Annotated in this window: 12 protein-coding genes; 10 read left to right on the forward strand and 2 right to left on the reverse strand. The window is 37.1% G+C overall.

The window, feature by feature from the left end:
* Positions 1 to 26 precede the first annotated feature (26 nt).
* From Q0X77_RS03715 to Q0X77_RS03755, 9 genes are all read left to right on the forward strand, one after another.
* The gene (locus Q0X77_RS03715; RefSeq protein ID WP_297793185.1) at positions 27 to 1,514 is read left to right on the forward strand and encodes a carboxypeptidase; all 1,488 of its coding nucleotides are present in this window, start codon (positions 27 to 29) and stop codon (positions 1,512 to 1,514) included.
* Between the two features lie 219 nt (positions 1,515 to 1,733).
* Positions 1,734 to 2,594: a hypothetical protein gene (locus tag Q0X77_RS03720; RefSeq protein WP_297793188.1), complete on the forward strand. Its 861-nt coding sequence runs from the start codon at positions 1,734 to 1,736 to the stop codon at positions 2,592 to 2,594.
* Between the two features lie 148 nt (positions 2,595 to 2,742).
* The gene (locus Q0X77_RS03725) at positions 2,743 to 3,435 is read left to right on the forward strand and encodes an SGNH/GDSL hydrolase family protein (RefSeq protein WP_297793191.1); all 693 of its coding nucleotides are present in this window, start codon (positions 2,743 to 2,745) and stop codon (positions 3,433 to 3,435) included.
* 63 nt (positions 3,436 to 3,498) lie between these two features.
* Positions 3,499 to 4,671, forward strand: a complete 1,173-nt coding sequence (locus Q0X77_RS03730) for a Gfo/Idh/MocA family oxidoreductase (RefSeq protein WP_297793193.1) — start codon at positions 3,499 to 3,501, stop codon at positions 4,669 to 4,671.
* A gap of 25 nt (positions 4,672 to 4,696) precedes the next feature.
* On the forward strand, positions 4,697 to 5,704 hold the full coding sequence (locus Q0X77_RS03735) for a glycosyltransferase (RefSeq protein WP_297793195.1): 1,008 nt from the start codon (positions 4,697 to 4,699) through the stop codon (positions 5,702 to 5,704).
* Between the two features lie 154 nt (positions 5,705 to 5,858).
* Positions 5,859 to 7,781: a BatA domain-containing protein gene (locus tag Q0X77_RS03740; RefSeq protein WP_297793198.1), complete on the forward strand. Its 1,923-nt coding sequence runs from the start codon at positions 5,859 to 5,861 to the stop codon at positions 7,779 to 7,781.
* Positions 7,778 to 9,031 (forward strand): dihydroorotase family protein, encoded by a 1,254-nt coding sequence (locus Q0X77_RS03745; RefSeq protein WP_297793200.1) that lies wholly within the window; start codon positions 7,778 to 7,780, stop codon positions 9,029 to 9,031. Before Q0X77_RS03740 ends, Q0X77_RS03745 begins: the two co-directional genes overlap by 4 nt.
* A gap of 40 nt (positions 9,032 to 9,071) precedes the next feature.
* A complete protein-coding gene (locus Q0X77_RS03750) occupies positions 9,072 to 9,401 on the forward strand; it encodes a hypothetical protein (protein ID WP_297793203.1) in 330 nt (109 codons plus the stop codon).
* Between the two features lies 1 nt (position 9,402).
* Positions 9,403 to 10,062, forward strand: coding sequence for an alpha/beta fold hydrolase (locus Q0X77_RS03755; protein ID WP_297793206.1), 660 nt, complete (start codon positions 9,403 to 9,405; stop codon positions 10,060 to 10,062).
* Here the strand turns inward: Q0X77_RS03755 and Q0X77_RS03760 are convergent.
* Positions 10,059 to 10,553: a hydrolase gene (locus Q0X77_RS03760; protein WP_297793209.1), complete on the reverse strand. Its 495-nt coding sequence runs from the start codon at positions 10,551 to 10,553 to the stop codon at positions 10,059 to 10,061. The genes Q0X77_RS03755 and Q0X77_RS03760 overlap by 4 nt on opposite strands.
* 49 nt (positions 10,554 to 10,602) lie before the next feature.
* Positions 10,603 to 11,367 (reverse strand): MBL fold metallo-hydrolase, encoded by a 765-nt coding sequence (locus Q0X77_RS03765; RefSeq protein WP_297793212.1) that lies wholly within the window; start codon positions 11,365 to 11,367, stop codon positions 10,603 to 10,605.
* 87 nt (positions 11,368 to 11,454) lie between these two features.
* On the opposite strand from Q0X77_RS03765, the gene Q0X77_RS03770 reads away from it, so the two are divergent.
* Entirely contained in the window at positions 11,455 to 12,912 is a 1,458-nt protein-coding gene (locus Q0X77_RS03770; RefSeq protein WP_297793214.1) for a TonB-dependent receptor, read from the forward strand.
* Positions 12,913 to 12,937 lie beyond the last annotated feature (25 nt).

The raw sequence follows: 12,937 nt of genomic DNA on the forward strand, positions 1-12,937 counted from the left end.
TTAGGGTTTTCTAAAACGAATCTCATATGAATAAATTTTTCTTTCTTTCCGGTTTATTATTATGTTGCAGTATTTCACTATCTCAGAACCGCAAATTACCTATAGACACGGCAGTGACCAGTCAACATAGTGTAAGCGTTAACGGAACTTCATTTACATATACTGCAAAAACGGGAACACAACCGGTTTGGAATGATTCGGGAGAACCCATCGCATCTTTACACTACACCTATTATACGAGAAACAATATAAAAGATCGTGCAAACAGGCCCTTATTGATTTCCTTTAATGGGGGGCCAGGTTCCGGCTCCGTTTGGATGCATTTGGCCTATACAGGACCTCGCATCTTAAAAATTGATGACGAAGGATATCCGGTCCAGCCTTACGGCGTAAAGCAAAACCCTTATTCTATACTGGATGTAACCGATATAGTATATGTTAACCCGGCAAATACAGGTTATTCGCGAACTATACCAGAAAGTGGCGAAGAAGTAGACCGAAGCAAATTTTTTGGCATCAATGCAGATATAAAATATCTGGCAGAATGGCTCAACACTTTTGTGACCCGAAATAACAGATGGCGTTCTCCGAAATATATTATTGGTGAAAGCTACGGTGGCACAAGAGTTATGGGTTTAGCCCTTGAACTTCAAAACCAGCAATGGATGTATTTGAATGGTGTTATAATGGTTTCACCGGCAGATTACAAGGTTATTCGCGAGGATGGACCCGTTAGCAATTCACTGAATTTACCCTATTATACGGCAGCGGCGTGGTATCAAAAAGCGTTATCGAGCGATCTGCAACAAAAGGATCTATTGGATATTTTGCCCGAATCAGAGGCTTTTACAATTAATACACTTATTCCTGCCATTTCAAAAGGCGGGTTTATTACGGAAGCTGAGAAAAATTCTGTAGCAGAAAAAATGGCATACTATTCAGGACTCACTAAAAAAGAAATTTTAGATCATAACCTAGTGGTTCCTACTTCTTATTTCTGGAAAGGATTATTGAGAAACAGCAGTGGTTATACTATTGGCAGACTAGATAGCCGTTACCTGGGATTGGATAAAGAAATTGCAGGTAGTGAACCCGACTATAACTCTGAAATCACCTCCTGGTTACATAGTTTCACTCCTGCAATTAATTATTACCTGCAAGAAGAACTTAAATTTAAAACAGATATTAAGTATAATATGTTTGGACCCGTACGTCCCTGGGATAATAAAGAGGACAATACACGAGATAATTTGAGGCAGGCCATGGCACAAAACCCATATCTGCACGTATTAGTACAGTCTGGATACTACGATGGGGCTACTACCTATTTTAATGCAAAATACACGATGTGGCAAATAGATCCGAGTGGTCGTATGAAAGATCGATTTGACTTTAAGGGCTATCGCAGCGGTCATATGATGTACTTGCGCAAAGAGGATTTGGAAAAGGCCAATAACGATATTAGATCCTTCATTAAAAAGACCGATATGAATGGAAAGTCCGCAAAATATTGATATAGGACACCTGTCATACTCTACCATTTTCTAATTTTTAAAAGCACTACTTGTTCTGCATGTACTCAGATTAATTTAGAATACACAGCATGTAAGTACTTAAAAGACCGGATTTTTTGTTTTTTTTATTCGACAAACAACCAATTTTTATACACTTTTATCAGATCCAAAGCGTTAGGAGTACATATCATTTTAATTAATAAACAAATTTTTGATCTTATGAAAAATTGGAAATTATATGGCCTGTTGATGGTTTTTGTCCTTGTTTTTACAACTTCTTGTGACAATTCAGATGATAGTGCCGAAGCAGCAAATGAACTCGCACTTCCCCTTTATGAATCTATGGTTATAGATTTTGGAGATTTTGCTGACAATCCGGATTCCGGAAAATCTGCTTCTTTAGTATACGATAACAAAGCTCCCAATGGAAATTGGTTTTTTTCTCAAATTGTTGTCGGTGTTTGGAATTCTGCACTTTTCAACACCTTAGCCGTACCTGTAGCTTCATTTAAGGCTGCATTTTCACAATCTCCAGAAAACCTGGGGGAAAATACCTGGCAGTGGATTTACAGTGTCGATGGCTTTACGAGTGAATACACAGCACGACTTACAGGAACCGTAACCGGTGAAGAAGTTTTATGGGAAATGTATATTACCAAAATGGGTATTGGTGCATTTGAAGAGTTTTTATGGTTTACGGGAAGTTCTTCCATGGATGGAAATAGTGGTTATTGGTTATTGAATCAAAGCCCGGAAATGCCTGAAGCTATGTTAAGAATTGACTGGGAACGGACTAATGACGAAATTGGTAATATCCGATATACCTGGGTAAGGGAATTGGATGAACAGGAAAATGACGATGTGTTCAAAGACAGCTATCTGGAATATGGTCTTCAGGATGGAGATCTGGATGCCTATTTCAATGCATATACCTATGACAGGAACAGAGAGGCTTTTAGTGATGTAAGGATTGAATGGAGCAGAGAAACCTTTGTGGGCAGAGTAAGGGCCTTTGATTATTTTGAGGATGAAGAATGGCATTGCTGGGATAGTAACGGAGACGATATACAATGTGAGTAACCCGTCATTCTAAGAAAATAGAACCCTGCTTCCTTTATAAAGATGCAGGGTTTTTTTGTGCCTAATTCCTGCTTCAGAAGGCATATCCCCGGATTAATAATGTTTTGGACATTTTGTATCTTTTCAAAATAAAATAAATCTTGCCATTATGATCCTGTTTCATCTAAAACGTATTTTCATCCTTTGTATCCTTATTATTGCTTCCTCTTTAAACGCTCAGGACTGGGCAGATCTTAAACACTTTAAAGTGGCCAATCAAGAGTTATTGGAGCCTAAAACCAATGAAAACCGCGTTGTTTTTATGGGGAATTCCATCACTATAGGTTGGTCTCATCATAAGCCGGGATTTTTTGAAGGCAAACCCTATGTCAATAGGGGAATTAGTGGCCAGACAACCCCACAAATGCTGGTACGGTTTAGACAAGATGTGATTGATTTGAAGCCAAAGGTGGTGGTAATTCTGGCAGGAACAAATGATATTGCCGGTAATACCGGACCTTCTACCCTGCAAATGATTGCAGATAATCTTATGAATATGGCAGAGTTGGCGGAAGCAAATGGCATAAAAGTAGTGCTGTGTTCTGTATTGCCTGCTTATGATTATCCATGGCGCAAAGGACTTATGCCCAATAAAAAAATTCCTGCACTCAATAAAATTATTAAGGACTATGCCAACAGTAAAGGTTTTGTTTATCTCGACTATTTTTCCGCGATGACCGATGGTAAAAATGGTTTGAAGAAAGAATTAGGGAGCGATGGGGTACATCCGAATAAAAAAGGATATGAACTAATGGCCCCTCTCGCAGAACAGGCCATTGCAAAAGCTTTAAAAGGCTCTTAATTTAAATTTGTACAAGTAATTCTTACTCATGGAAACAGAAAACCAGACCTTGTTTAAATAACTATGAAAAAACATATTATTATAATTGCCATTTATACCATTTCTTCACTCTTACTAATGCAAAAAACCAATGCACATAGTTTGGATTATAAGCCTGTCCTTCAATCCAAGGAAAGTGGAATTTCCAAACCCCTCAGAGTGGGTGTAATAGGCTTAGTGCACACGCATGTACATTGGATATTAGGAAGAGCCGATCGGGGAGACATAGAAATTGTGGGGATCGTTGAACCCAACAGAGAACTTGCTCTTAGATATTCCAAACAGCATGGGTATTCCATGAATTTAGTCTTCAATTCAATGGAAGAAATGATTCAGAATACCAATCCTGAAGCGGTGACAGCATTTAACACAATATATGATCACTTAAGAGTTGTAGAATATTGTGCCCCTAAAGGTATCCATGTTATGGTGGAAAAACCCCTTGCAGTGAGTTGGGATCATGCCAAAAGGATGATTGAATTAGCCGAAAAACATAAAATATTTTTATTAACAAATTATGAAACTTCCTGGTATCCAAGTAATTATGCAGCATTTAATGATATATATAATTACGATAAAATTGGTGAGATTAGAAAAATTGTATTCCGAACAGGGCATCAGGGACCGATAGAGATTGGCTGTAATCCGGAGTTTCTGGAATGGTTGACGGATCCGGTTTTGAACGGTGGTGGGGCCTTAACGGATTTTGGATGTTACGGTGCCAACCTTGCAACCTGGTTAATGAAAGGAATTGAACCAATAAGTGTCGCCTGTACGGTACAACAAATAAAACCGGAATTGTATCCCAAGGTGGAGGATGAGGCCACTATTATCCTCACCTATCCCCGATCGCAGGTCATTATACAAGCTTCATGGAATTGGCCCCTTAGCGTGAAGGACATGAAGGTTTATGGACAGGCCGGTTATATTTATTGCAAAAATAGTGAGGACATGGAAATTCAGGAAAAAGGGAAAAAGCAAAGTGTTGAACTAAAAGCAAATCCTTTGCCTGAAGCTAGGAATGATCCATTCACTTTATTAAAACAGATAATACATAATGGTTATGACCTGCCTCCATTTTCGCTTTCCAGTGTTGAAAACAACGCTATTGTTATGAAAATCCTCGAGCTGGCTAAAATATCAGCAAAAACCGGAACTACCGCGATTTGGGATGACTCTCTTGAAATCATGAAATGAATAGAACTGCAAAATCTCCCCTTATATGGAGAATCATTTAATTAGCGTATTAATCCCATTTAAAAACACTGCCGATTTCCTGCCGGAGTGCCTGGATTCAATTCTGGCTCAAAATTATCAAAACTGGGAAGTAATTGCCGTGGATGACCACTCGACAGATAGTAGTCGATCAATTCTTGATAAGTATTCATCCTATGATCCCAGATTCCGGGTCTATTCCAACGATGGAAAAGGTATAATTTCAGCACTTCGAAAAGCTTTTTCTTTGAGTAAAGGTGCTTTCTTGACACGAATGGATTCTGATGATATTATGATTTCCAATAAATTGGAAATTATGGTTTCTTCACTGGAAAAGTATGGCGAGGGGCATATAGCGGTTGGTGGCGTTCGTTATTTTTCGGAACGTGGAATAAGTAATGGCTATGAACGCTATGAAAAATGGCTCAATGAGCTGACTGCAAAAGGAACAAACTATTCGGAGATTTATAAAGAATGTGTCATCCCTTCACCTTGCTGGATGGTTTTCAGAAAAGATTTAGAAGAATCTGGTGCCTTTAACTCCGACAGATATCCCGAGGATTATGACCTTACCTTCCGGTTTTATGAGCAAGGTTTGAAATGTATTCCGTGTAGAAATATCTTGCATTTATGGCGAGACTATGACTGGAGAACCTCAAGAACCAGCGAACACTATGCTCAGAATTATTTTTTGCATATAAAGCTACACTACTTCCTTAAGCTTCACCATGATCCCACAAAACCATTAGCTGTTTGGGGTGCCGGAAATAAAGGGAAAAGTATTGCTAAAGATCTAAAAAACAGAAATATCCCATTTTATTGGTTATGTGATAATCCGCAAAAAATTGGCAAAAATATTTATGGGGTGGAAATGAAGCATTTTAATCACCTTCTTCATCTGGAAATGCCCCAAAGCATAGTTACCGTTGCAAATGGAGAGGCCCAGGAAATGATAGTAAATTATTTATCAGATTTAAATCAAGCTGCCATGGTGGATTATTTTTTCTTTTGTTGAAACCTTTATTCATTTAATCCATGGCCATACAGGCAAACTGCCTCTTAATATTAATTTCATTTTTTCAATCCACTCCTTTTACTTCACAATTTTGTCATAATTCCTAGGTATTATCTTCTTATTACTTTATATATTTGTCAAATCAAATTTGGGAATGCTGTTTAAATATCCGGAACTCCTTTGGGCCTTTTTTCTGCTTCTGATTCCTATTTTAATTCACCTCTTTCAACTTCGGAGATTTAAGAAAACACCTTTTACCAATGTAAAACTCTTACATAAAGTAGTAGCCCAATCTCGTAAAAGCAGTACTATAAAAAAATGGTTACTACTTTTCACCAGACTGCTTTTACTCTCCGGTCTTATCCTTGCTTTTTCACAGCCATATATAGCTAAAGAAGCGGCTATTTACTCAAAAGAAACTGTTATCTACCTGGATAATTCATTCAGCATGCAAGCGAAAACGGAGAATGGCACACTGCTTCAAGATGCCGTTCAAGGGCTATTGAAGGGCTTACCAAAGGAAAATACATTTAGTCTTTTTACAAATGATAAAGTATTTAACGATTTTAATATAGCTGATATTCGTGACGATCTTCTGACGCTTTCATACACCCATGATCAATTAGAAATAAAGGATATATTTCTTAAAGGGCAAAACTTCTTCAGTGAGGATGATAATTCAATTAAATACTTAGTTCTGGTCTCTGATTTTCAAAATAGAGAAACGATCCGAGAATCTGACTCCCTGGGCAGCGTTCAGACTTTTATAGTGCAGGTTATGCCGGAAACGCCGGATAATTCCGTATTGGATTCCGCATTTATTGCCCGGGTAAATCCGTCTACACAGGATCTTGTTGTGAATTTAAGCACATCCGGAGATTTGGAAAATATCCCTGTTTCATTATACAATGATGATAAGTTAATTGCCAAAACAGCAGCAACTTTTGATAAAAACAAAAAATCAAATGTCGTTTTTACTATACCTTCTGATGAGGTAATCGTAGGAAAATTAGAGATTTCCGATCTGGGATTAACTTATGACAATCAGTTGTATTTTAATATTAACCAAAAGGAGAAGATCAAAGTTTTGTCCATAAGCGAATCAGACAGCCAATTTTTAAAAAGGATATATACTGAAGATGAATTCATATATACAAATGAGCAACCCAACAACCTGAATTATAGCACCCTGGAGTCACAAAACCTGATCGTATTAAATGAATTGAAGTCTATTCCTGTATCACTAAGTAATACCTTAACCGATTATACCCGAAAAGGTGGGCATCTACTGATTATTCCTGCTATAGATGCAAATATAGCTAGCTACAATAATTTACTTCATAATTATTTCTCTACTTCCCTGATAAACAAAATTGAAGGAGAACGCAATATTACCGGAATAAGTTTTGATCATCCTTTGTATACAAATGTATTTGCCCAGAGGGTTACAAATTTTCAATATCCTAAGGTAACAAGCTATTTCAGGACCAGAACAACAGCGCCTACAATTCTCTCTTTTCAAGATCAATCGGGTTTCCTTGCAGGAGGAGATGGTATTTACGTCTTTACGGCGGCAATTAATAGCTCTAATTCTAATTTTAAAAATTCGCCCCTTATTGTTCCAACACTTTATAGTATTGGCGCAAATAGTCTGAAATCGACTGAATTATATAATACTATTGGACAGGTTACCACAATAGACGTGAAGGGAGCTACAGGAAGTGATAAAATCCTTAAAGTAAATAAAGGTGACTATGAATTCATTCCTGAGCAGCAGTCTTTTTTAGATAAAACAGAGTTGAAATTTAACTACAATCCAAATATTGATGGGGTTTTTACAATTAGTGAAGATGAACGAAAAATCCAAAATATAAGTTTCAACTATCCCAGAACGGAAAGTAAATTTGGATATTCCAGTATAAATCCTCCAGGTACGAACACAAACTTTAGCAATTTGACGGAAGTCTTTACAACCATGGAAAAAGACAATAGTGTTACCGAGCTATGGAAATGGTTTACTATTTTTACTATACTTTTCATGCTGGCCGAAGTTCTTATTCAAAAATTATTTAAATGAACATACTTTTAAAATCTGCTACGATAGTTGATAAAACCAACAGTAAACTTCATTTTAAAAAGCGTGATATTCTCATTAGCAATGGAATTATAGAAAAAATTGCTCCTCTGATTAATCCAGCAAAGAAAATTAAAACCCTTAGCTTAAAAAACCTTCATGTCTCCAAAGGGTGGTTTGATAGCAGCGTGAGTTTTGGAGAACCGGGATATGAGGAAAGAGAAACCATTGCAAATGGCCTTCAGGTAGCCGGCAGGAGTGGATTTACAGATATTGTTCTTAACCCAAACACCTTTCCCGTGCCTGACAGCAGCGGGGCCATTGTATTTTTAAAAAATGCCTCCAGGGGAAATCCAACGAGATTGCATCCATTAGGAACTCTTACCATGAAATGCGAAGGTGAGAATCTCGCTGAGCTCTACGATATGAAAAATGCCGGCGCTGTCGGTTTCTACGATTTTAAAAAATCTGTCTCAAATTCAAATCTCTTAAAAATCGCTTTACAGTATGCTCAGGATTTTAAGGGTTTGGTGTACTCCTTTCCGATAGATAAACAAATAATGGGTAAGGGAATTGTAAATGAAGGAGTTCCATCGACAAGGGTTGGTTTAAAGGGAATTCCCTCCATGGCAGAAGAACTTCAAATAGCAAGAGACCTTTTTATACTGGAATACACAGGTGGATATCTCCATATCCCTACAATTTCTACTGCCAAATCAGTTAGGTTAATTAATGAGGCAAAAAAGAAAGGGCTGGATGTAAGTTGCAGTGTGGCAATACATAATTTACTTTTTACTGATGATGTTCTGGACAACTTTGATAGTAATTACAAGGTCCTGCCACCGCTAAGAACTCGAAAAGATATAACGGCACTATTAAAAGGGCTTAAAGATGGCACCATAGATTTTGTGACATCGGATCATACGCCTTTAGATATAGAAGAAAAAAGGTTAGAATTTGATTATGCTGCCTATGGCACCATTGGTCTTGAAAGTGCATTTGGTGTACTAAATAGATTACTGGATACTGAAACGGCAGTAAACTTGTTATCAAAAGGCAGAGATCGTTTTGGAATAGGTCCTGTAACCTTGGAAGAGGGTTCTCTCGCCAACCTTAGCTTATTTGATCCGGAGACGGAGTATGTTTTAACAAAAGAGAGCTGTGCTTCTACTTCAAAAAACAGTATGTTCTTTGATCAAAAAATGAAAGGTAAGGTTTATGGAATAATTTCCAACAATCAGGTATTGGTCTGATGTAATAATTGCTAAACGATTTATAAATAAAATTTAGGGTTTGAGAGAAGATTCAGGACCAAAGGGCAAAACAACGGCGATCATAGCGTATTTCACAATTATTGGGTCTTTGATAGCAATAACAATGAATTTAGAGCCTAAACATGATTTCGCCAGGTTCCATACAAGGCAAGCTTTTGGCCTGCATTTGGTCTTTTTGGGATGTGCGCTTTTTCTGAGCGAATGGTTTAATATTTATGTTTGGATAGGCTTATATATCTTCTATTTTGTCCTTTGGATGTATGGTCTTTTGGGCGCATTAAACAACAAAAAACAACCAGTTCCGATCTTTGGAACATCATTTCAAAAATGGTTCACCTTTATTCAATAGAATGGAAACAGTTCCCTTATCACTATATCACATTATAAAACCTTCAAATAGTAAGAATGGGCGTCCGCCGGTTATATTTCTATTCCATGGTTATGGTAGTGATGAAAATGATTTATTCTCTTTTGCTTCTGAATTGCCTTCCGATTATTTTATTATTTCTGCCAGGGGACCATACCCCCTGCCCCCATTCGGAAATGCCTGGTATGCCATTAATTTTGATGCATCATTTGGAAAATGGAGCAATGTAGAACAGGCAATTACATCCAGAGACAAAATTGTAGCTTTCATAGATGAAGCATGCAAGGCCTATCATCTGGACGAAGATAATGTAACACTATTGGGGTTTAGCCAGGGAACGGTACTGAGCTATGCCGTTGCACTTTCATTCCCGGAAAAAATTAAAAATATTGTGGCCTTAAGTGGGTACATAGATGAGAACGTTTTAAAGGACAATTTCGCTGAAAAGGATTATAAAAATCTGGATATTTATGCGTCTCACGGACAGGTTGACCAGGTAATTCCGCCTGAATGGGCTCATAAATCAACTGATATATTGCAAAAGTTAGGTATTAAATTTAAATATGAAGAATTTCCCGTAGGTCATGGTGTTTCTCCTCAAAACTTTTATTCCTTCAGAAAATGGCTTGAAGACAAAATTTAATTACTCCTGGTATATAAAAGATGATCTATCACCGTAAAATCTACACTCATATCGTCATTCAACGTATATTTTAAAAGTAGTTCTCCCCAATATTTACCATCAGAAAAATCGGTAATTATCCATTGATGATTCAGGATTTTAATCTTATTTATCTTAAAATCATTTTCCATTCCCTCATAAGGAACTAACGGATTATCCCCTTTTTGCTCATTAGTTTCTAAAAGTTTATCCGAAATATAGCGTGTAGGGTCTGCCATTCCAAGGTGATCATAATATGCCAAAGCATCATCATTGTTCTGCAGTGAAAAATATTGCATATCAAAAACCTGTAGTTGTAATTTTTGGATAGAATCTTGAAAAACGTTTACTTCAGCCTCCAGGTTCTTAATTTTCAAATCTCTATTCTCCAACATAGCACTACCACTTACATAGAGGTAGAGCGATATTAAAGCGGTAAAAATAAATAAGTAAATAAAAATTCTGCTTTTCATATTTTAAAATCATCAATTATCCAACTTACTATAACTTCTTTTCTTTACGTCAAACTGAAACCACAAGATTGTCATAGGCCAAATGCACATTTTTGGGTAATCTTTCCTCAACTTCATCATGAAATCCCATATAATGACTGATATGGGATAGATATGCCATTCGCGGTTTAATTCTTTCTATTACTTCGAGGGCCTCTTCCAAATTTAAATGTGAATGATGTGGCTCTATTCGCAATGCATTAATTGATAGTACTTTAACACCTTTAATCTTATGTATTTCTTCATCACTGATAGTTTTAACATCAGTAAGGTACGCAAAGTCTCCTATTCTAAATCCGTATATACGTAAACGGTTGTGGAAAGCTTCAATAGGAATGGCTTGGATATCCCCTATTTTAAATGGAATGTTATTTTGAATCAGGTTTACCTCTAAGGCCGGGGCCCCAGGATACCTGTTCTCACCGGCAAAAATATAGTCAAATCTTCGTTTCAAGGAACGGATTACATCTTCGTGAGCATATACAGGAATATCACCTTGTCTAAAGAAAAAGGGGCGTATGTCATCTATACCAGCTGTATGATCCGAATGTTCATGTGTAAATAGGATACCATCCAGCCTGGTCACCTTATTCGTTAACATCTGCTGACGGAAGTCAGGTCCGCAATCTATTACATAATTATAATCTTTCCATGAAATTAGAACAGAAACCCGAAGTCTTTTATCCTTGGGGTTTGTACTTAAACAAACCGGATGACTGCTACCAATAACGGGTATACCCTGCGATGTGCCAGTGCCTAAAAAAGTAATTTTCAACCTGTCATCTATTTATTTCAAATTTATAACTTATTTATTTAATAGATACCCCAATCTTATTAACTTTGCTTAAAGCAAACAATACTTATGGCGTCAGTCTTAAAAAAGGATCCGGCTTTTGAAAATATCCCTTCAATTAAAGCTAAGACACTTAGAATTAATCTTAATCCTGATATCTACGGGACTTTTGCCGAAATAGGTGCGGGACAGGAAACTGCCAGACATTTTTTTAGATCAGGTGGGGCCTCAGGTACTATAGCGAAAGCTATGAGCGCCTATGATAAATCTTTTAGTGATGCGGTTTACGGGATTGAAACTGATGGCAGGTATGTAACACAAAGCAGGTTGCATAAGATGCTTACCCATGAAATGCATCTGATGCAAGAGCGGATAAGCCGGGATGAAAATCCTGAAAAACTATTTTTTACCTACGCAAACACCGTGGCAACAATTGATTTTTCCAAGCGTTACAAGGGCCATGGTTGGGTTGGGATTCGTTTTCAATTAGATCCCAATCAAAAAGATTTTGATGAAATTATCCTCCATGTTCGATTTAAACAGAACGAGGCACGCTTACAGCAGGAGACTCTGGGAATAGTAGGTGTGAATCTCATATACGGTGCTTTTTACAAGTATAATAAACCTCGGAAGTTATTAAAGTATATCTATGATCATATTGACAGAGATACGCTTGAAATTGATATGGTGAATTTTTCAGGGCCGAATTTTAAAAATGTTGATAACAGGCTTATGAGTCTTCAGCTTATCAGAAATGATATGACGGACGCTGTAATGTTTGGACCCGACGGTAACAATCTTCTTCCCGCCGCTATTCTATACAAGAAAAACATCCTTGCCCTCAGGGGGAGCTTTCGGCCAGTGACAAAAGTCAACATGGACATGTTTAAGAAATCGTATGAAATTTTTATTCGCGATCAGGCAGTTGAAGAGGATAATTCTATAGTCATATTTGAAATTACACTGGCGAATCTAAAAGCTTCAGGTGAGATAGATGAAAGTGATTTTATGGACAGGGCTAAACTGTTGTGTTCTCTGGGGCATTCTGTAATGATTTCCAAGTTTCAGGAATATTACAAATTAGTTGAATATTTCAATAATTATACAAAGGCAAAGATTGGTCTTACTATGGGCGTTAATAACCTGGTAGACATCTTTGATGAAAAGTATTACAGACATTTAAGTGGTGGCATCTTAGAGGCCTTTGGTAAGCTCTTTTTTAAAGAACTCATCGTATATCTCTATCCTATGAAAAATCCTGAAACAGGACAAATCATGACCAGCAATAATGTGAAGGTTCATCCACGAATGAAAGAGCTGTACAAATTCTTTAAGTATAATGGTAAAGTAATGGACATCATAGATTACGATCCTGAAATTATGCATATTTTTTCAAGGGATGTCCTGAAGAAAATTACCAATGGCGAAGAGGATTGGGAAGAAATGCTACCGGAGGGGATTGCTGAAAAAATTAAAAATGAACACCTCTTTATGCGTCCCCAGGCAAAGCTTAAGGAGAAAGTTTAGAATATTTTTAAATGAAAAAAGCCCT

The organism is uncultured Eudoraea sp., assembly GCF_947258925.1.
Lineage (GTDB): Bacteria > Bacteroidota > Bacteroidia > Flavobacteriales > Flavobacteriaceae > Eudoraea.

What these genes read in the sequence shown, in the direction of transcription:
- Q0X77_RS03715 (WP_297793185.1), top strand. Translation starts at nt 27, where the DNA reads ATGAATAAATTTTTCTTTCTTTCCGGTTTATTATTATGTTGCAGTATT.
- Q0X77_RS03720 (WP_297793188.1), top strand. Translation starts at nt 1,734, where the DNA reads ATGAAAAATTGGAAATTATATGGCCTGTTGATGGTTTTTGTCCTTGTT.
- Q0X77_RS03725 (WP_297793191.1), top strand. Translation starts at nt 2,743, where the DNA reads ATGATCCTGTTTCATCTAAAACGTATTTTCATCCTTTGTATCCTTATT.
- Q0X77_RS03730 (WP_297793193.1), top strand. Translation starts at nt 3,499, where the DNA reads ATGAAAAAACATATTATTATAATTGCCATTTATACCATTTCTTCACTC.
- Q0X77_RS03735 (WP_297793195.1), top strand. Translation starts at nt 4,697, where the DNA reads ATGGAGAATCATTTAATTAGCGTATTAATCCCATTTAAAAACACTGCC.
- Q0X77_RS03740 (WP_297793198.1), top strand. Translation starts at nt 5,859, where the DNA reads ATGCTGTTTAAATATCCGGAACTCCTTTGGGCCTTTTTTCTGCTTCTG.
- Q0X77_RS03745 (WP_297793200.1), top strand. Translation starts at nt 7,778, where the DNA reads ATGAACATACTTTTAAAATCTGCTACGATAGTTGATAAAACCAACAGT.
- Q0X77_RS03755 (WP_297793206.1), top strand. Translation starts at nt 9,403, where the DNA reads ATGGAAACAGTTCCCTTATCACTATATCACATTATAAAACCTTCAAAT.
- Q0X77_RS03760 (WP_297793209.1), bottom strand. Translation starts at nt 10,553, where the DNA reads ATGAAAAGCAGAATTTTTATTTACTTATTTATTTTTACCGCTTTAATA.
- Q0X77_RS03770 (WP_297793214.1), top strand. Translation starts at nt 11,455, where the DNA reads ATGGCGTCAGTCTTAAAAAAGGATCCGGCTTTTGAAAATATCCCTTCA.